Origin of the sequence: Nocardia sp. NBC_00416 (assembly GCF_036032445.1) — a bacterium.
In the GTDB taxonomy this organism is placed as follows: Bacteria; Actinomycetota; Actinomycetes; order Mycobacteriales; family Mycobacteriaceae; genus Nocardia.
Genome location: NZ_CP107932.1, coordinates 6,907,139 through 6,927,459, shown reverse-complemented (window position 1 = coordinate 6,927,459; position 20,321 = coordinate 6,907,139). Strand labels below are relative to the sequence as shown.

Genomic DNA, 20,321 nt, shown 5'->3' with positions numbered 1-20,321 from the left:
AATTCGGACATGCACACCCATTCCTGTCATTCGATAGAAATATCGGCAACGCAGACGTTACGCGAGGTCTCGATACGGATACATCGCCGTCACCACGACGTCGCGACCGCCCGGAAAACTTTCACTCGATAGATATTCGTGTCGGATGAAGGGCCCCGGGCCATGATCATTCTCGGAATAGCGGTCAGCGTGCTCGCGGTAATCGGCATCGGCCTGCTGGTTTCCCGCAAAGTAGACGGCGACAGCGTCAACTTCCTGGTCGCCGGACGATCACTCGGGCTACCACTGGTGGCGGCCGGGCTGATGGGCCAGGCGGTCGACTCCAACGCCACCCTCGGCAACACCGACCTGGCCGGCTCGGTCGGATTCTGGGCCGGCGCCACCCTCCCACTGGGCCTCGGCCTGTGCCTGCTGCTCACCGGACTCTTCTTCGCGAAGCCGATGAACCGGATGGGCCTGCTCACCCTGCCGGACTTCTACCGGATCAAGTACGGGCGCGGTGTCGAATTCACCGCCTCGATCCTGATGATCTTCAGCTTCTGCATTCTGCTCGCCGGCAATCTGGTGGCCGGCGGCTTTCTGTTCGAACGCTTCCTCGGCATCCCGTACAGCGCCGGAGTCGTGCTCATCGTGGTGATCGTGCTGACCTACACCGTCACCGGCGGAATGTTCAGCGACGCCTACACCGCGCTGGCACAGATGGTGATCACCGTGATCGGCTCGCTGGCCCTGCTGATCTGGGTGGGCTCGACCTACGGCATCCACATCCCCGAAGGGATGGGACCGTTCGACCTCGGCCAGCTCACCAGCAGCTCCGACGGGGCGATGGTGAACTGGGCGACCCTCATCGCGCTCGGCATCGGCGATATCGTCGCGATCGATTTCATGCAGCGCATCTTCTCGGCGCGCTCCCCCGAAACCGCCCGCCGCGCCTGCTTCGTGGGCGCCGCCGGAACGGCCGTCGTCGGGATCCCGTACGCCTTGGTCGCACTGGCCACCACCGATGTCGTCGGCGGCGACGACGGCCCGCGACTGCTGGCGCTGCTGGACGAACACGCCCCGACCGGCCTGGCGATCCTGGTGCTGTCCGCGATCGTCGCGGCCTCGTGCTCCACCGCCAACGGCGCTATCCTCGGCACCGCGTCGGTGGCGACCCGCAATATCGCCGGACGCACCGACCGGACCGACGCGGCCGGACGCGACACCCTGCTGCGGGATGTGCGGCTCACCATGATCCCGGTCGTGGCGGTGGCGATCTTCTTCGCGGTGCAGGTCCCGCAGACCGGCATCCTGCTCACCCTGGCCTTCGACCTCATGCTGGCCGGATTGATCGTCCCGTTCGTGGCCGCCCACCTCACCACCCGCGTCACCACGGCCGCCGCGGTGGCGGCGATGGCGGCCGGGCTCGGTGTCCGGCTGGTGCTGTTCGTCCTCACCCCGACCATGTACGGGGTCCCGAACACCGTGCTCTATATCGACAATTCGCTGATCGGCCCGGGTTTCGACGGCTGGCCCACCTTCTTCGGCCTCTTCGCCTCGCTGCTGGCCTTCCTCGCCGCCCTGGCCGTACACCGGTTGCGTTCCGCCGGCACGAAACCCGTCGCCACGACCGCACCGCAGGCCCCGCTGCCCGCACCGGAGCCGGTCCCCCAGCACGGCTGACCCGCCCCGCCGCCAGGCCCGACGATCAAGGAAGACGATGACACCCACCACTGCCTCGACGACCGGCGCTCGCGCGCACGCCCGCGCCCAGGCGACGGCCACCGCAGCCGCTCCCGCACTGCCCGACGGGGTCCCGCTCGACGACACCACCTGGTCGGTCCGGCTGCCGGCCGGCGGTTACACCAGCACGGTCCTCGGTCGCGGGACACGCCTGCGGCTCGCCGACCCGCACGGCTCGGCCTGTGCGCACCTGTTCCTGCTCCGCGCGGAATCTCCCTGGGAACGACTCAATATCGCCGACACCGTGAAAGTGCCCTGGCAGGCCTACCTCGGTACCGGACACCCCCTGCTGTCCGATCAAGGCCGCTTGCTCGCCACCGTGGTCGCCGATACCTCCGGCCGCCACGACGCGCTCTGCGGAACCACCCGCGACGGGCGGCTGCTACTGGAACGCGCGGCCACCAAACACGGTCTCGCGCCGCGCGATATCGGCCCGACGCTCTCCCTGTTCCGCGGGGTGCGGGTGGGTGGGGACGGCGCTCTCACCGCCACCGGGTCCGCCGGTCCGGGCGCCTACGTCGACCTGCTGATCCACCTGCCGGTGACGGTCCTGGTGGCCGCGACCGCCCATCCCCTCGACGACTCCCCCGTCACCGATCTCGACCTGGTCGCCTGGCCCGGTGACCGGGCGGCCGCGGCCGCCGTGAACAGCGACCCGGAATACCAGCGCGCCGTCCAGAACACCGAACAGGCCTGGTCGGCCGCCCGAACCCGACAGGAGTGGGTATGAACAGCGTCTCCGCGACGGCGACAGTCGTTCTCGACGAAGTGGTCCCGGCCCGCGCCCCGTGGTCGGCGATCGTCCGGGCCGGCGAACGGCTCGACATCATCGATCTGCACGGCAACCAGGCCGTCGACTGCCTGCTGTACGCGGCGGCCGACCACACCGACCGCTACAGCGCCCAGGCCACGATCGCCGCGCAACGTAATATCTTCCTCACCACCGGCAGCGTGCTGCGCACCGACGCGGGCACGGCCCTGATGACCGTGCTCGCCGACGAGGTCGGCAACCACGACACCATCGCCGGAGCCTGCTCCCAGGAGTCCAATACCCTGCGCTACGGGCAGCACACCCGCCACCAGCACGCCTGCGTCGAGAACTTCCTCGTCGAGGCCGCGAAATGGGGTATGGGCAAACGGGACCTGGTGTCGAACATCAACTGGTTCATGAATGTGCCGGTGGAACCCGACGGCACCCTCGGCATCGTCGACGGATTGTCGGCGCCGGGTAAGACGGTCTCGTTGCGGGCCGACGCCGACACCCTGGTCCTGGTGTCCAACTGCCCGCAGATCAACAACCCCTGTAATGGATTCGATCCCACACCCGTGCGAATGGTGGTGTCGCGATGACCGCCCCGGTGGCGCTCGCCCCGGAGCCCGGCGCCGCGGCCGGACCGCACGTCGTGGTCGAACGGCCCGGCCTGCTCACCACCGTGCAGGACTGGCCGGGGCGGGTCGGCTACTGGCATGTCGGCGTGCCGCCGTCGGGTCCGATGGACGATCTGTCCTTCCGGCTGGGCAACCGCGCGCTGGGCAACAGCGAGGCGGCGGCCGGGCTGGAATGCACCATGGCCGGACCGGCCCTGCGTTTCGCCGAGCCGACCTGGGTGTGCGTCACCGGCGCCCCGGTGGAGGTGACCGTGGCCGGGCGGCTCGCCCCACTGTGGCGGCCGGTGCTGGTGCCCGCGGGCGAGGTGCTCGACATCGGACCGATTCGCGGACCGGGGATGCGCTGCTACGTCCTGGTGTCCGGGGGCCTGCGCCTACCCGAATACCTCGGCAGTACCGCCACCTTCACCCTCGGCGGATTCGGCGGGCTCGACGGCCGGGCCCTGCGCGCCGGCGATACGCTGCCGATGGGCGCCGCGGTCGCGGAACCGATCGGCGCCGTCCCCGGCGGAGACCAGCCGGTGCTGACCCGGCGCTGGGAACTGGCGGTCACCGAAGGACCGCACGGGGCGCCCGAGTTCTTCACCCGCGACGATATCGACACCCTCCTCGCCACCTCCTACGAGGTGCATTTCAATTCCGATCGCACCGGTGTGCGACTCATCGGCCCGAAACCGCGCTGGGCGCGCGCGGACGGCGGCGAGGCCGGACTGCATCCCTCGAATATCCACGACACCGCCTACAGTGTCGGCGCCCTCGACTTCACCGGCGACACCCCGATCCTGCTCGGCCCGGACGGGCCGAGCCTGGGCGGTTTCGTCTGCCCGGTCACCGTCACCGCGGCCGACCTGTGGAAACTCGGACAGCTGTGCCCCGGGGACACGGTGCGTTTCGTACCGGTGCGCGCCGACCGGACCGCGTCACCGCGCGATCTGGGCCCCGCACGCCGGGCGGGCTGGCCGATCGTGCTGTCGGGCGGCGGTGACGGCGACGACGGTATCCTGCGGCATGCCGAGACCGCGGACGGCACCCCGGTGACCTACCGGCGTGCCGGTGACGACGGGATCCTCGTCGAATACGGGACCATGACACTGGATCTCGAACTGCGGGCCCGGGTGCACGCCCTGCACCAGAGCCTGATCGGCCGACGCGAGCGCGGGGTCACCGAACTCACCCCCGGTGTCCGCTCCCTGCAGCTGCGCGTCGATCCGGCGGTGTCGAGTATCGCCGCGACGCTGGACCTGCTGACCGAGGTAGAGCAAGAACTACCGGTCGCCGAGGATCTGGTGGTGCCCAGCCGCACCGTCGACCTGCCGCTGTCCTGGGACGACCCCGCCACCCGCGAGGCGATCACCCGCTATATGCACGGTGTGCGCGCGGACGCCCCGTGGTGCCCGTGGAATATCGAGTTCATCCGGCGGATGAACGGCCTGGACACCGTCGCGGATGTCTTCGACACGGTGTTCGCCGCCGAATACCTGGTACTCGGACTCGGCGATGTGTACCTCGGTGCGCCGCTGGCCACCCCGATCGATCCGCGGCACCGGCTGATCACCACCAAATACAACCCGGCGCGCACCTGGACCCCGGAGAACGCGGTCGGCATCGGCGGTGCGTATCTGTGCATCTACGGCATGGAGGGTCCGGGCGGCTACCAGTTCGTCGGCCGCACCACCCAGGTGTGGAACAGACGCGACGAGTCCGGGACACCGTGGCTGCTGCGGTTCTTCGACCGGATCCGCTGGTATCCGGTGAGTGCGGACGAACTGCTCGACCTGCGCGCCGATTTCGCGGCCGGCCGCGGCGAATTGCGCACCACCCCGGGCGAATTCCGCCTCGCCGACCACCGCCGCTTCCTCACCGACCAGGCGGCGTCCATCGACACCTTCCGGGAACGCCAATCGGCGGCGTTCGCGGCCGAACGGGAATCCTGGCGCCGCTCCGGCGAACTGGGCGAACAGCGGTGAGCGCCCGGCGGCGGCACGACCCAGCGGAGCCGCCGCTCCCGTCGCCGGATCAGGCCCCGGAAGGCACCGCGGCGGGCCGCCACTGGTTCAGCATCTCCTCGGTGCTGAGCACCATGCCGCAGCGGCGAGCCGTGTACTTCAGCGCGATCGAATGCTCCTCGCGACTGAAATCCGCCACGGCGTCGTGGGCCAGGAACGCGTGGATATCGTTCATGAACGCCTCCGCCGCGCTCAACATGCAGCCCATATGAGCGTAGACACCGGTGACCACGAGCTGGTCGCGGTTGCGGTAGCCGAGCAGCTGACGCAGGTCGGTGCGCTGGAACGCCGAATAACGCCATTTGGTGACCCGGATGTCCTGTTCGGCGGGGGCCAGCTCGGCGATGACCTCGGTATCGGGCCCGTCCGACATCCCGGTACCCCAGAAATCGGCGAGCAGCCCGCGCCGATCGGGATGCTGATCACCCGGCTGCATGCTGTAGATCACCGGGATGCCCAGTTCGTGGCACCGCGCGCGCAGCCGGACGATGTTGTCGATCATCGTCCGGGCCGGGTCACGGTCGAGCTGATAGGCGGTGAGGAAATAGTTCTGCATGTCGTGGATCAGCAGCGCACTGCGATCGGGATCGAGTCTCCAGGACACTCTGTTGCTGGTCTCGTCGTCCAGCGACGGCATCGCATAGGGCGCGATCGGCTGCATGGGCATGTCCAGAACTCCTCATCTGTTGTGGCCCGCGACTTTCTGGGGAGCCGCGGGCCCTGGCGCAGTGGTGAAAAGGTAGTCGGGGTCAGGGCACGGCGGCGGGGTGTCCGGCCACCCCGAGCGGCCCGAGTACCCGTTGCAGTTTCCCGGTGGTCTCGGCCAGTTCGTCCTCGGGATCGCTCTCCGCGACGATGCCGCCACCCGCGTACGCCACCAGGGTCCGGTGGTCGGCGGCGAGTTCGGCACAGCGGATGCTGACCATCCATTCGCCGTTCCCATCGGCATCGCACCAGCCGACCGCGCCGGCGTAGAACCCGCGCTCGCCTTCGAGTTCGGCGATCAGGCGGGCGGCGGCCGCCGTCGGGGTGCCGCAGATCGCGGGGGTCGGGTGCAGGGCCGCGGCCAGTTCCAGCGCCGACGGTCCGGCGGCCGATACCTTCGCGCTGAGTGTGGTGCCGAGATGCCACATGGCGGGCGTCTCGGTGAGATCCGGGCGCGCCGGCGTCCGCACGTCGGTGCACCGGTCGCGCAGTACGCCTGCCACATGATCGACCACATAGCCGTGTTCGTGCTGATCCTTGGCCGAACCGAGCAGCGTCTCGGCGGCGATCCGGTCGGCGACGGCGTTCTCGGGCACCCGCCGCGCCGAACCCGCCAGCGGATGGCTGGTGACCTGGGCGCCGATCCGCCGCACCAGGATCTCCGGACTCGAACCCACCAGGTGGCGGCCGGTATAGAGGCCGCCGGCCGCGGACAGGTTCACCAGATAGCCGTTGCCCGCGGGGTCGGTGGAGACCAGCAGGTCGAGCAGGTCGAGCGCACGGACCGGGCGGGCGGCGCGGGCTCGCAGCGCCCGGGCCAGCACCACCTTGCGCAGCGGATTGCGGGGGTCGGCCAGCAGCCGCACGGCCTCGCCCACCCGGCGCACATGGTCCTCGGGCTCCGGAAGGTTCTCGGTGACGGCGATATCGGGTGCGGTCACCGGCCGAGCGGACCGGTGCCCCTCGGTGATCGATATCGTCTCCGGCGCCCACAGGGCCGCGGGCGCACCGGGCCTGAACGGCAACGCCCCGACGATATGGGTGACCCGTCGCGCACGCAGCTGGGCGGCGGCTTCGGCGGCGCTGTGGAAGACACGCCCGCCTGCAGACGCGGTCACGGTGCGCTGCGGACGGGACAGGACAAAGGCGGGATCCGCGATACTCGCGGAGTTCTCGGCGTTGATGATGATCATCCTCTCGTGTCACATATCCAGCGTTGCGCCGCCGTCGACCCGGAGGTCGTGCATGGTGATGTGGCGCGCGGCATCGGAAATCAGAAAGCGAACGGCGGCGGCGATATCGGCGGGATCGGCGATACGCCGCAGCGGGATTCCGAGCCGGTAGTTCTCTGGGTCACCGTCGAGCAGGCTCGCGCGCCCGGCCTCGCCGAGACCCGCCGCGCCGGAGTCGGCGTACATTCCGCGCAGCATCGGGGTATCGGTGGAACCCGGGGAGACCAGGTTGACCCGCACCCCGTGCGGCGCCACCTGGAGGGCCAGTGAGCGGGTGAACGCGGTGGCGGCGGCCTTCGCGGCCCCGTAGGCGGCGAGGTTCACGCGGGGGACGGTGGCGGAGTTCGACGACACGACGACGATCGATCCGCGCCGGACGGCGACCATTTCGCGGGCGGCGCGCTGGGCGACGTACACGGCGCCGTTCGCGTTGACCGCGACGCACTGCTGCCATTCCTGTGCCGTGGTGTCCAGCGCGGAGCCGCCGATCATCGCGCCCGCGGCGTGGACGACGACCCGGGGCGTGCCGTGTTCGGCGAGTTCCTTGTCGAATGCTTCGGCGACAGCCGTCGCGTCGCTGACATCCACTTCGGCGCTGCTGACGACGATCCCCTCGTGCTGCCGTCCGATGCGGTCGGCGACCTCGTGCACGCGGGCGTCGCGGTCCCAGAGTGAGATATTCGGAGAATCGCCGGCGAGTTCGGCGGCGATCGCCGCACCGATACCCCCCGCGGCTCCGGTGACGATGACCCCTTCGCCCCATTGCTTCGTGACCATTAGGTTAGCCTAACCTGAAGTTACACCGTAAGGCTAGCATTCCGGTGTGACATCGAACAAGATCGTTGATCGGAAAGAGGTGCTCCATGTCATCGCCCGCCCTCCCCGGTTTCACACCGTGGCCGCCGGACCAGATCGACCGGTATCGCGCCGAAAAGTGCTGGACCGGTGAGACCTTCGGAGACGTACTGACCGCGCGCACCACCGAGAACCCGGAGGCGATCGCGGTCGTCGACGCGGCGAACCGCTGGACCTACGCCGACCTGGACCGCCGGTCCCGGTCGCTGGCCGCCGGACTGATCCGGCTCGGCATCGCCCGACACGATCGAGTCCTGGTGCAACTGCCCAATCGCGCCGAATTCGTCGAAGTGATCTTCGCGCTGTTCCGGATCGGCGCACTGCCGGTGTTCTGCCTGCCCGCGCACCGCGAGGCGGAACTGGTTCCCATCGCCGCGGCGAGCCGGGCGGTCGCGATGATCACCTGCGCCCGGCATCAGCGCTTCGACCATGCGGCACTGGCGGATACGGTCCGCGGTAAGGTCGAGACCCTGCGCCACGTCCTGCTGGTCACCGACGACGCCGAGCACGTTTTCGCCGAAGGCGCGGCCGACCTCGCCGATTTCCGGGACGAGCCCGGTGACCTGCCGGCATTGGACGCCGGCGATGTCGCGTTCCTGCAACTGTCCGGCGGCAGCACCGGAATTCCGAAGCTCATCCCCCGCACCCACGACGACTACCTCTACAGCGTGCGCCGCAGTGCCGAGATCACCGAACTGGGCCCGGACACCGTGTACCTGGCGACACTGCCGGTGGCGCACAACTTCCCGATGAGTTCGCCGGGCATCCTCGGCGCGCTCTACGCGGGCGGCACGGTGGCCATGACACCCGATCCGACGCCCTCGACCGCGTTCGCCGCGGTGGAGAAGTTCGGAGTCACCATCACCGGACTGGTGCCGCCGCTGGCGCGGCTGTGGGTCGAACGGGCCGAAAAAGGCGGCGAGCTGCCCGATCTGTCCAGTCTGCGGGTGGTCCAGGTGGGCGGCGCCCGCTGCCCCGACGAACTGGCCCGCCGGGTCGGCCCGGCACTGGGCGTGACGCTGCAGCAGGTGTTCGGTATGGCAGAGGGCCTGGTGTGCTACACCCGGCTCGACGATCCGATCGACGTGGTGGTCGGCACCCAGGGCCGGCCGATGTCGGAGCACGACCGGATCAGGATCGTCGACGAGGCGGGCGACGACGTGGCTCCGGGCACCGACGGCGATCTGATGACCCAGGGCCCGTACACCATTCGCGGCTACTACGACAATCCCGACGCCAACGCCCGCAGCTTCACCGAGGACGGCTGGTACCGCACCGGTGACGTCGTCTCGCTGCGGCCCGACGGCAACCTGGTAGTGAAGGGCCGGGCCGGTGACTGGGTCAACCGCGGCGGCGAGAAGGTCTCGGCCGAGGAGCTCGAGGGCTACCTGCTGGAACACCCCGGAATCCGGGACGCGGTGATCGTCGGAACGCCCGACCCGGTACTCGGACAGCGCATCTGCGCCTTCGTGCAACCGCTGGACCCGGCGGCCCCGCCGACGCTGACCACCGTGCGCACCTTCGTCCGGGAGCGCGGTATCGCGGCCTGGAAGATGCCGGACGCGGTCGTCACCATCGCGGAGTTCCCCGAAACGGGAGTGGGCAAGACCAGCCGCCGCGATCTGCGCCGACTGCTCGCCGAGGGCCATCGCGCACAGTGACCCCCGGTGCCGTGGACCGCGCGCAACGCGCGGTCCACGGCGCCCGGTCACGGGCACAGCACCTCCAGCCATGACTCCAGAACGGGGTCACCGGCCAGCATCAGCGGATCGACGGTCTCGTGCCCCTCGGACCGCCACTTCTCCACGAGCTGCATGATGCGCACCGAATCCAGTCCGGCATCGAGCAGATTGGTGTCGGTGGGCAGTTCTTCCGGCGTGACCCCCAGCAGATCGGCCACATCACGGATGAAATGGTCGCGGCCGGCCACCGCCGTCGGCTCGTTCGTCATCGTCTGTACTCCTTATTCTTCGCGGTCGAAATCCGCGACACCGTGTTTCCAATAGCCCGCGACCAGGTAGTCCTTCGCCGGCACACCGAGCTCGCTGCGTATCCATTTGCGGATCGGCCGCAACTGCCCGGCTTCACCGGCGACCCACGCGTAGACGTTCTGCCCGTCGGGCACGGTGACGGTGCGGATCGCCTTCTCCAGCAGGTCGCCGGTGCCGGCGCGCGTGTCGCCCCGGTGCAGCCACCGGACCTCGACTCCGGCCGGCGCGTCCAGCTCGATCTCCTCGCTCGCGTCGACCACTTCGATGAACGCCCAGCCCGGCTTGTCGCGCGGGAGCCATTCCAGCCACCGGGCGATCGCGGGCAGCGCGGTGATATCGCCGGCGAAAAGGTAGTTGTCGTAACTGGTGGGCACCACCACGCCCCCGGGCGGGCCCGCGATGTGGATGCGGGTGCCCGGTTGCGCGGCCAGCGCCCAATCCGAGGCGAGTCCGCCGGGGTGCAGCGCGAAATCGATATCGAGTTCCCCCGCGGCCGCGTCGTAGCGGCGCACGGTGTATTCCCGGGAGATCGGCCGTGGAGCAGGCCATTCCAGGGAGAGACCGTCACGTTCTGGTAAGCGCAACGTGCCGTCGGTATCCGGGAAGACGAGCCGCACGTGCTCGTCGGGGACATAACTGTGGAATCCGTCCAGTTCCGGACCGCCGAAAGTGATGCGCACCAGGCCGGAACCCACCGGCGCGGTGCGGATCACCTCCAGTTCCCGCAAACCGATCGGATAGCCGACCTTCACGCCGTGCGAACCGGCGAGCACCTCGGCGATCCGTTCCCGGTAGGCTCCGCGATCCACCATCACACACCGTCCTTCTTCTCGTCGACTACGTTCCCGGCGACCGGAACCTGCGCCGGAGGCGGCGGCAGAGGCGGTCCGCCCGCCGGCGCGGTGAGCCGGTACAGCGGCCACACCAACACCAGCGCCAGCGCGAACAGCACCAGCACGGCCGCGCCGTAAACCACCAGCGCGGTGCCCGGTTCGACGAGGTTGCCGATCGCCCCGGCCACCATGGACCCGACGGCGGTACCGGCCACCGACTGCACCATCAGCAGTCCCGACATCCGGCCGCGCATCTCCTCCGGCGCGTTCTGTTGCAGTACCGCGTAGCGCAGGATCCCGTTGACCGCCCGGGCGACACCGAATGCGGCCAGCCCGAGGAAACTCCACGCCGCCTGCGGCCAGATGCCCGCCATGATCACGCCGAGCGGCATGAGCGCGAGCGAACCCAGCAGCACCAGGCCGTTGCGCGGAGTCCGGCCGATCCAGCCGCTGGTCAGCGATCCGAGGACGGCGCCCGCACCGGGTGCGGCGTAGAGCAGGCCCAGCGTCGTGGGGCCCGCCTCGAGCGTCCGATCGGCGAATGCCGGGAGCAGAACCAGGGGTCCACTGACCAGCATGGCGAGCAGACCGCTCACCAGCACCGCGCGAATGATGCGGTGCCGCACCGCGAACCCGATACCGTGCCCCAGTTCCACCAGTGGATTGCGGATCTCGCGGGCCGGCGGCGGCGCGGGCCCGATGGCCCGGATCAGCGTCACGGTGCCCACGGTCGCCGCCGCAGCGGCGAAGAACGCGAAGGACACCCCGATCTGAGCGATCAGCACCCCGGCGATCGCCGGGGTGATCATGGTGCCCAGATCGGAGGTGAGCGTGGTCAATGCCCCGGCAGCCGGGACCTTCTCCCGCGCCACCAACATCGGCACCAGCGCCATCAGCGCGGATCCGCTGATTCCGCCGGCCAGTCCGTCGGTCACCGCGGCGGCGTAGATCACCCCGATGAACGGATCGGGCAGCAGCGCATTGCAGCCCAGCGCGAGAAACGCCAGGCCTGCGGCGGACCGTGACCAGGAGATCACCGTGCGCCGGTCGTACCGGTCGGCGATCACACCGCCGCCGAGACTTCCGGCGAACAACGCGACCGCCATCGCCGTGGACACCCCGGCGACGTGCAGACTCGATCCGGTGAGGTCGTAGACCTGCACCGGCAGGGCCACCATCAGCAGCCCGATGCCGAGAACCGACACCAGTCGCGCGCCGAAGGCACAGCGAAACCGCCGGCTCTCCCGCAACGGGGAGATGTCGATCAGGAGGCCGGCGGGGGTTTTCACGTGAACTGCTCCGAGATCAGGTCGAGGGTGTTCATCACGCCGCGGTAGTCCGGCCGGTAGCTGGTGGCCGGCAGTTCATAGACCTTCTTGTCCTTGAACGCGGGCAGCTGGGCGTACATCGGATCCTTGGCGAGATCGGCGGCGCTCTTGGCTCCGCTGAGCGGGACCACGAACGTCACCGGCGCATCCACGACCTTGGTCAGCAGTTCGGGACTGAACCCGAACCAGTCCGCGGAGGGATTGACCTCCGGGCTACCGGCCTTGGCCAGCACCTGGTCGTCGGCCTTGAACCCCAGTTCGGCGAGCAGCGTCGGCAGAGCGGCGTTCGGCAGGATCATCTTCGGCTGGCCGTCGGCCGCGGACTGGAAATAGGCGACCTTCTGCTCGGGCACCTTGATCTCCGCGGCGACCTGCTTCACCTTGTCGTCGTAGGCGGTGATCAACGCACCGACCTCGTCACTCTTGTTCACCACCTCGGCGACCAGTTTCAGCTGATCCTGCCAGCCGGTGACGTTGCCGGGCACCAGCACGGTCGGCGCGATGGCACTGAGCTGGTCGTAGGCGTCCACGGATTGTTTGGCGGTGAACCCCTGGCCGCCGCCGATGATCAGGTCGGGGGTCATCGAGGCGATGAACTCCAGGTTCACGCTCTGCCCGACCGGCACCACCTGGGTGCCCTGCGCTTTCGCGTCGTCCGCCCACGCCGCCGGGAAATCGGCGCTGCGGCCGCTGACCCCGAGCACCCGCGGGTCCGCCGCGGCCACCGGGACGTCGAGGTCGTACAGATAGCCGGCGAGCGCGCCGTTGAGCACCACAACTCGCTGCGGGGCGGCGGGCACCTCGACCGGGCCGCGTTCGGTCTGGACGGGCCGGGTCCCGGATTCGGCGGCGGGTTCGGCATCGGAGCTACAGCCCGCGACCGCGACTACCGCGACGAACAGGCCGACCACGAGACGTAGCCAGGCCGCGAAGCGGCTGTGGGATAACAGCGACATAGGTGTTCTACTTTCTTTCTGGAACCACCGGAGCACCGGACAGTGCCGCGGCAGAGTCTCGAGACGCACGGTCAGGTCCGCAGGGCCGGTTCGGTGTCGAGCAGTGCGGCGACCTCGGACCAGCCGTCCTCGGACACGATCCCGAAATGCGTGTACGGCAACCGGCGCGGGGTGATCCGGGCGCCGTCGCGGCGCCATCCCGACAGCTGGGCGGCGACCCGCGCGGCATCGTCCTCGCCGCCGGGGTCCGCCGCGTACAACGCCATCGGCCCGCTGTAGCCAGGAGCCGCGGAAACAGTGACCATCCGCAGCAGCTCACCGGCCGCGCCACGGATCCGGGCCGCGAGATCGGGTGCGTCCGCGGGCAGTTCGGGCAGGAGCACTTCCAGCCGGTCCGGATCCGCCAATGCCTCGGCCGCCTGATCGGCGAGGTCGGCGAGCGGATGGGAATCGACCAGTCCCACGAACGCGACCTCTTCGCCGTTCTCGGCCAGGGCCGCCGCGATCGCGTGCACGATATTGCCTCCGAGGGAGTAGCCCAGCAGGTGGTAGGGCCCTTCGGGCTGTCTCTCCCGGATCGTCGCGAGGTAGCGGGCGGCGAGCTCGTCGATCGTGGTGGCGCCGGATTCCGTCCCGCGCAACGCCGGCAGTTGCAATCCGACCAGCGGCCGATCGGCGCGCAGCCGCCGGGCCAGCGGAGTGAACTGCCATGCGGTGCCGCCCACTGGGTGCACACAGAACAGCGGTTCGGCCGACCCCCGGGTGCGCAGTTCGAGCACATGGTCGAGACGCCGGCCCAGCATGGCGATCTCCTCCGAGGGTGCCTCGGCGTCCGGAGACTCGGCGGCAGTCGGGGCGGTCTCCTCGGAGGGCGTCGCAATACCGTCGATCCGAGCTGCCAGCGTCCGGGCGGTCGGCGCCTCGAAGATATCGTCGACCACGACGTCGTGGCCCGCCCGGCGCAGGCGGCCGACGAGACGCACCGCGGTGAGCGAATGTCCGCCCGCCGCGAAGAAGTCGTCGTCCACACCGATCGCGGCGACGCCCAGAACCGCGGCCATGGCCTCGATCACCGCCCCGGTGACTCCGGGCGGACCGGAGTCGACGACCGCGGTGGCGACAGCGGCCACAGCCGGCGGATCGACCGGATAATCGGGCACGGGCAGCGCCTTGCGGTCCAGTTTCTCGCTGCTCGTCATCGGGATCTCGTCGAGTTCCACGAAGGCCGCGGGAATCATGTACTCCGGCAGTACTTCTCTTACGGTGGCCCGCACCGCGTCGGGATCGACGCACGCCCCGGGGCTGGTCCGCAGGTAGGCGGCCAGGCGCTGATCGCCGGGAATGTCCTCGCGCAGGATCACCGCGACCTGGGCGACCCCGGGATGGCGCAGGACCGCCGATTCGATATCGCCCAGCTCGATCCGCTGCCCGCGCAGTTTCACCTGACTGTCGGTGCGGCCCACGTACTCCAGTTCACCGTCGGCGCCCCACCGCACCAGATCGCCGGTGCGGTACATGCGTTCGCCGTTTCCGGCGGGGTCGGCTACGAAGGTGCGCGCGGTCTGCTCCGGACGATGGATATAGCCGCGTGCGAGCTGCACACCGGTCAGGTAGAGCTCGCCGACCACACCGAACGGCACCGGCAGCAACTGATCGTCGAGGACCCGCACCCCGGCCCCGCCGGGCGGCCGGCCGATCGGGACGGTGACGGTATCGGCGTCGGTGGTCGCGTGATAGGTGATGCAGACGGCTGCCTCGGTGGGCCCGTAGAGGTTGTTCACCCGTGCTCCCGTCACCGCCCGGAAGCGCTGCGCGGTGCCCGGTGGCAGCGGCTCACCGCCGGTGAACACACAGCGCAGCGCGGTGCATCCGGACAGATCGCTTTCCTCGGCCGTCGTGGTGAGCATCGACGAGGTCATCTGGACGGCGCTGACCCGCTCCTCGGCCATCAACTGCGCCTGATAGTAGGGATCGCGGTGACCGTTCGGCCGGGCCAGCACGATCCGGGCGCCCACCAGCAGCGGGAGGAAGATCTCCAACAGCGAGGCGTCGAACGTCGCCGGGGTGCGGTACAGCACGGTATCGCCCGAACCGAACCGGTGCTGCTCCTGGAGCCAGGCGAAGGTGTTCACGATGGCTTCGTGGGCGACCGTCACCCCCTTGGGCACCCCGGTCGAGCCGGAAGTGAACAGGAGGTAGGCGGCGTTCTCCGGCCGCAACGGGGCCCGTCGATCGTCGTCGGTGAGCGCGGTCGCGGCGAACTCGGCCAGGTCGAGCGTATCGATGGAAACGACCGGCGCGCGGTCGGTCTCGAAGGCGGCGGCGCCGGTGGTGAGCACCAGCGGTGCGGCGGCGGTGGCGAGGATGGTGTCCACGCGTTCGGCGGGCTGTCCGGGATCCACCGGCAGATAGACCCCGCCCGCCCGGCAGATCGCATGCGCCGCGATCACCGAATCGGGGCTGCGCGGCATCGCCACCGTGACCACGGTCTCCGGTCCGACACCCTGCGAAACGAGCCAGCGGGCCAGTCGATTCGCGCGCGCCTCGAACTCGCCGAAGCCGATCGTCACGCCCTCGGCCGTGACGGCCGGCGACTCCGGATCGATCGGGGTGACCGACCCCCAGTCGGCGAGGGTGCGGCCCCGGGTATCGGGGTGGCGGGTGGCGTCGAGCACCGCCCCGGCGGTGGCGCCGGGATCGTCCACCAGCGCGGTGAGCACCGCGGCCAACCGTCCGGCCAGCCGCTGCGCGGTCGCGCGATCCACCGCACCCGGGTCGTGGTGCAGCATGAGCCGGAACCGGTCGCCGGGCAGAGCTGTCACGGTCACCGGATAGTGGGTCAGACTGTGCACGGTGACGTCGGCTACCGCGACCTCGTGCGATTCCTGTCCCTGCACACCGGTTTTCGGGAAGTTCTCGTAGACGACGAGGGTGTCGAACAACCGCCCGACCCCGGCCGCGCGCTCCACGGTGGCCAGACCCAGATAGCCCTGGTTCTGTAGTTCGAGCGTGGTCTGCTGGAGTTCGGCGAACTGCTCGACGGCGGCGCGGCCGGGGTCGAGATCCAGCCGGACCGGGACGGTATTGCTGAACAGACCGACCATGCCCGCGACACCCGGCAGATCGGCCGGCCGCCCCGACACCACGGCCCCGAAGACGATATCGGTGCGGCCGAGCTGTTCGGCCAGCACCAGCGCCCACGCGCCCTGCAGGAGTGTGTTCATGGTGAGCCGGTTGGCCCGCCCGAACACCTCGAGTGCGGCGGCGCTCGCCTCGGCCAGCGGTACCCCCAGGCCGATCGAACCGGATCGCGGTCCGGGTGCGCCGACCAGGCTCGGCGCCTGCAGTCCGGCCAGGTATTCGCCCCAGCGGCGGGCAGCCGCCGCGCTGTCGCGGCCGGCCAGCCAGGCCAGATAGGCGCCGTAGTAGCCGGGTTCGGACAACTGCTCACCGTGGTAGAGCGCGAGCATCTCGCGCAGCACGATCGGCACCGACCAACCGTCGGCGAGCAGATGGTGGGCGGTGAGCACCAACCGGTGCGTGGTATCGGAGAGGCGGATCAGCAGCGCGCGCAACAGCGGCGGTTCGGCGATATCGAAAAGCTGCGCGCCCGCCTCGGTTTCCAGCGCCAGCGCGCCTTCTTCGGCCGCGGCCGCCGCAAGAGAACGCAGATCCGCTACCCGCCAGGCCACTCGGGGCGCGCGGGGGATCACCTGCACCGGCTGATCGACCTGCTCGTAGTGGAAGGCCGCACCCAGGTTCGGATGCCGAGTCAGCACCGTCGCGAACGCGGCCGCCAGCCGCTCCGGATCCACCGGACCGGCCAGTTCGAACCGGGCCGTCAAGGTGTACACATCGGCGGCCCCGTCGCGCAGCGCGTGGAACAGCAGCCCTTCCTGGAGCGGCGACAACGGCAGCACATCGGCGATCGGTCCGTGCGCGGCGGCCAGTTCGGCGGCGTTGCGCGGGGGCAGGGTGATCGAGACGGTATCGGCGCGCGGCGCCGGATCCGATACCGGACCGGCCGCGGTTTCCGCGGGCTCGGCCGCCGCGGCCAGCTCGCCTAGACTGCGCCGGGTCAGCAGATCCTGCGGAGCCAGGATCACTCCGCGCTCCCGCAGGCGACTGCACACACCGATCGCGGTGATGCTGTCGCCGCCGGCGCCGAAGAAGTCGTCGTCGATATCGACGGTGTCGCGCCCGAGCAGTTCGGCGACCACCTCGCCCACGGCTTGTTCGGCCGGCGTGGCCGGCGCCCGGCCACCCGTCGACTCGGCCGGTTCGGGCAGTGCGGCGCGGTCCACTTTGCCGTTGACGGTCCACGGCAGCTCGCCGAGCACCACGATCCGGGTCGGCACCATCGGGTCCGGCACCGATTCGGCCAGCCTGTTGCGCAACCGGGTGCCCAGGTCCGCGGTCTCCGCCGCACCGCGCGCCGCGGGCACGACATAACCGATGAGGCTCGGACGTCCCGCGAGATCCCGGACATCGGCCGCGGCCGCCGCGACCTCGGGCAGCCCGCTCAATGCGGCCTCGACCTCGCCGATCTCGATCCGGTGCCCGCGGATCTTCACCTGGGCGTCGGCGCGGCCGGAATAGAAATAGCCGCGGCCGGGCGCCCAACGCGCCAGATCGCCCGTCCGGTACATCCGGGCCCCGGGCGGACCGAACGGGTCCGCGACGAAGGCCTGGGCGCTGAACCCGGGACGGCCCAGATAACCCTGGGCGATACCCGCACCCGCCAGGTACAGCTCACCGGCCTGCCCGTCTGCGACGGTCTGCAAACCGTTGTCCAGCAGGTAGGCCCGGACTCCGGGCAGCGGGAAGCCGATATGCGGGTCGGCGCCGCGTACCGGCGCACCGATCGCGTCGACCGTGGCCTCGGTCGGGCCGTACAGGTTGACCGCGGTGATCCCGGCGCGCTGCACCGCCTGCCACAGGTCCGGCGGGCAGGCCTCTCCGCCGAGCACCAGCAGGCGCGGCGCGAGCTCGGTGAGGCCGTGCCCGAACAGCGCGGCGGCCAGTGTCGGAGTGCCGTCCACCACCTCGACGCCGTCGGCGCCGAATGCGGCGACCAGCGCCGCCGGGTCGCGGCGGATCTCGCTGTCGTACAAGTGGATCCGATGCCCGTCGAGCAGCCACAGCAGTGGATCGAGCGCGGCGTCGAAGGCGAACGAGGTGGTGTGCGCGACGGCGAGCCGGCGGCCGCCGGCTCCTTCGACGGTCTCGGCGTAGATCCCCGACCGGTGGCCGGCCACCAACTGCGCCAGCGCGGTGTGGTCGATCACCACGCCCTTCGGGGTCCCGGTGGAGCCGGAGGTGTAGAGGACATAGGCCGGATGGTCGCCGCGGATCGGTCCGGTCTCGGCCTCGGTCACCGGCTCGTCCGGGTGTGCCCGCAGCGCGGCGCGCACGGGTTCGGCGTCGAGAACCACCGTCCGGCAGGCGAGTCCGGCCGACAGCGCGCTGTCGGTGACCACCAGTACCGGCGCCGCGTCCTCGATCATGGTGCGCAGCCGGGGCACCGGATGTTCCGGGTCCAGCGGCAGATACGTGCCACCCGCGCGCCAGACGGCCAGCAGCGCGACCACGAGATCGGCGGTGCGCGGCAACGCGACACCGACGAGGTCGCCCGTCCGCACACCCTGGTCACGCAGGTAGCGCACCAGCCGGCGCACCTCGCCGCCCAGTTCGCCGCCCGTATACCGCCGCGATCCGGCGACCAGCACAGTGTCATCGGTGTATTCGGCGATCATCCGGTCCAGCGCGGCGGGCACCAGCTCGGCCCCGCCGGCGGCCGCGGGTCCGGCGCGACCGGCCAGCAGCCGGACACGCTCGTCGTGCTCGACCAGTTCCAGCGCGCCGACCGCGACCTTGTCCAGTTCGGTGAACGCCTCGACGACTCGCACCAGTCCGGCCACCCGGCGGTACGCGGTGTCCGGGTCGTTGGTCCGCGCGTCGCATTCGAAACCGAGCAGCACCGATTTATCGGGTAACGGCGTCACCACCAGGCCGAGATCTTCCGGCGGCCCACCGGCCACGTTGCGCAGCACGCCCTCGGCCCCGTCGAAATCTAGCGCGAAGTCGAAGACCTTGAGGTTCATGCCGACTCCGTGCAGCAGTTCGCCCGCACCGAAACCGCTCAGATCACGGGCCAGATCGGCACCGCTGTAACGCTGATGCTTACGCATATCGCGCAGCGTCTCGGCCACTCGGACGCCGAGTTCGCCGACCGTGTCGTGCGCATGCACGGTCAGTCGCAGCGGCAGGACGTTCACCGCCATCGCGGGGGTACTCAGCGCGACCCGTCCGACCCGGCCCATCATCAACATCGACAGCACCACATCGGAATTGCCCAGCAACCGCTGCACATAGGCGGCATAGCAGGCGATCAGGCCGTCTGCCCAGGTGATCCGGTATTTTTCTGTACAGCTGCGCAACCGGTCCAGCGTCTCGACCGGCAAGATCGCCTCGGCCCGGATGGTCCGCTCCACCGCGCCGCCGAGCGCGGTGCCCCGGCCGTCGAGCGACGGTGCGGGGCTGAGTTGTTCGCGCCAATAGCGCTGGTCGGCGGCGAACTGTGCACTGTCGCGGTAGTTCTGCTCATCGGCGACCAGCTCGGCGATAGCGCCGAAGGTCGCCTTGGGCGGCTCGCTACCGCGGCGCAGGGCGGTGTAGTGCGCGGCGACGCGGCGCGACAGCAGCGCCGCGCTGTAACCGTCGACGATCAGGTGGTGGTAGAGCTGTACGCACCACACCTCGCATTCGGTGAGCCGGATCAGCGTGTAGTTGTACAGGCGCCGATCCACCATGCCCCGGCACCGCTGCGCCGCCTGATGGCGTTCCAGCGCCACCGCTTCGTGCGCGAGCGACACCGGATCGGCCGCACCGCGCAGATCGATCATCGGTTGCAGTACCGCGGGTTCGGCGCAGACCGTTTGCCGTGGTCCCGCCGCGGTATCGCGGAACCGCAGCCGCATGTTCTCGGCCTCGGCCACTGTGGCGCCGATCGCCTCGGCCAGTGCCTCGACATCGATCGGGTCGTCGCCCGAGATTTCGAGAACCTCACCGACCAGATAGCGGCCGGATTCCGGATCGAACTGCTGCGCGTTCCAAATCCCCAGCTGAGGGCCGGTGAGCGGTAATTCGGGATCGCTTGCCTTCGAGGCGTCCTGCACTGCCGCCGGCACGGCAACTCCCTTCGCTGTGAATCACATTCGGTGTCGTGCCGATACACTTTCTCTATCGAGCGGTACGACACACGACCACAGTTGAGGTTAGCCTAACCTTTACTAAAGTAAAAC

The 20,321-nt window shown here is 69.8% G+C and carries 13 protein-coding genes; 5 read left to right on the top strand and 8 right to left on the bottom strand.

Annotated features, from left to right (window positions below; all coding sequences use genetic code 11):
• Positions 1-162 precede the first annotated feature (162 nt).
• From OG804_RS30010 to OG804_RS29995, 4 genes are read left to right on the top strand one after another with little or no spacing between them, the layout of a single operon-like run.
• Positions 163-1,662: a sodium:solute symporter family protein gene (locus OG804_RS30010; protein WP_328391994.1), complete on the top strand. Its 1,500-nt coding sequence runs from the start codon at positions 163-165 to the stop codon at positions 1,660-1,662.
• A gap of 37 nt (positions 1,663-1,699) precedes the next feature.
• Positions 1,700-2,452, top strand: coding sequence for a DUF1989 domain-containing protein (locus OG804_RS30005; RefSeq protein WP_328391993.1), 753 nt, complete (start codon positions 1,700-1,702; stop codon positions 2,450-2,452).
• Positions 2,449-3,072 (top strand): urea amidolyase associated protein UAAP2, encoded by a 624-nt coding sequence (locus tag OG804_RS30000; RefSeq protein WP_328391992.1) that lies wholly within the window; start codon positions 2,449-2,451, stop codon positions 3,070-3,072. The genes OG804_RS30005 and OG804_RS30000 overlap by 4 nt, the downstream gene beginning before the upstream one ends.
• Positions 3,069-5,078 carry a 5-oxoprolinase/urea amidolyase family protein gene (locus OG804_RS29995; RefSeq protein ID WP_328391991.1) on the top strand — a complete coding sequence of 670 codons (2,010 nt, stop codon included), beginning with the start codon at positions 3,069-3,071 and terminating at the stop codon, positions 5,076-5,078. Before OG804_RS30000 ends, OG804_RS29995 begins: the two co-directional genes overlap by 4 nt.
• A gap of 49 nt (positions 5,079-5,127) precedes the next feature.
• Here the strand turns inward: OG804_RS29995 and OG804_RS29990 are convergent, their stop codons facing one another.
• The 3 genes from OG804_RS29990 to OG804_RS29980 all read right to left on the bottom strand — a co-directional run bounded on the left by OG804_RS29990 (position 5,128) and on the right by OG804_RS29980 (position 7,831).
• Positions 5,128-5,784 carry an isochorismatase family protein gene (locus tag OG804_RS29990; protein ID WP_328391990.1) on the bottom strand — a complete coding sequence of 219 codons (657 nt, stop codon included), beginning with the start codon at positions 5,782-5,784 and terminating at the stop codon, positions 5,128-5,130.
• An 82-nt stretch (positions 5,785-5,866) separates the two neighbouring features.
• Complete coding sequence (locus OG804_RS29985) at positions 5,867-7,015, bottom strand: isochorismate synthase (RefSeq protein ID WP_328391989.1); 1,149 nt, start codon at positions 7,013-7,015, stop codon at positions 5,867-5,869.
• Between the two features lie 9 nt (positions 7,016-7,024).
• Positions 7,025-7,831 (bottom strand): SDR family oxidoreductase, encoded by an 807-nt coding sequence (locus tag OG804_RS29980; protein WP_328391988.1) that lies wholly within the window; start codon positions 7,829-7,831, stop codon positions 7,025-7,027.
• Between the two features lie 86 nt (positions 7,832-7,917).
• On the opposite strand from OG804_RS29980, the gene OG804_RS29975 reads away from it, so the two are divergent.
• The gene (locus OG804_RS29975; RefSeq protein WP_328391987.1) at positions 7,918-9,570 is read left to right on the top strand and encodes a (2,3-dihydroxybenzoyl)adenylate synthase; all 1,653 of its coding nucleotides are present in this window, start codon (positions 7,918-7,920) and stop codon (positions 9,568-9,570) included.
• A gap of 47 nt (positions 9,571-9,617) precedes the next feature.
• Here OG804_RS29975 and OG804_RS29970 read toward each other — a convergent pair whose 3' ends face one another.
• The 5 genes from OG804_RS29970 to OG804_RS29950 all read right to left on the bottom strand — a co-directional run bounded on the left by OG804_RS29970 (position 9,618) and on the right by OG804_RS29950 (position 20,207).
• The gene (locus OG804_RS29970) at positions 9,618-9,860 is read right to left on the bottom strand and encodes a phosphopantetheine-binding protein (RefSeq protein ID WP_328391986.1); all 243 of its coding nucleotides are present in this window, start codon (positions 9,858-9,860) and stop codon (positions 9,618-9,620) included.
• 12 nt (positions 9,861-9,872) lie between these two features.
• Positions 9,873-10,712, bottom strand: a complete 840-nt coding sequence (locus OG804_RS29965; RefSeq protein WP_442941671.1) for a siderophore-interacting protein — start codon at positions 10,710-10,712, stop codon at positions 9,873-9,875.
• Entirely contained in the window at positions 10,712-12,022 is a 1,311-nt protein-coding gene (gene entS, locus OG804_RS29960) for an enterobactin transporter EntS (protein ID WP_328391985.1), read from the bottom strand. Before entS ends, OG804_RS29965 begins: the two co-directional genes overlap by 1 nt.
• Positions 12,019-13,017, bottom strand: coding sequence for an ABC transporter substrate-binding protein (locus OG804_RS29955; RefSeq protein WP_328391984.1), 999 nt, complete (start codon positions 13,015-13,017; stop codon positions 12,019-12,021). The genes entS and OG804_RS29955 overlap by 4 nt, the downstream gene beginning before the upstream one ends.
• Before the next feature lie 71 nt (positions 13,018-13,088).
• Entirely contained in the window at positions 13,089-20,207 is a 7,119-nt protein-coding gene (locus tag OG804_RS29950; protein WP_328391983.1) for a non-ribosomal peptide synthetase, read from the bottom strand.
• Between the last annotated feature and the right edge of the window lie 114 nt (positions 20,208-20,321).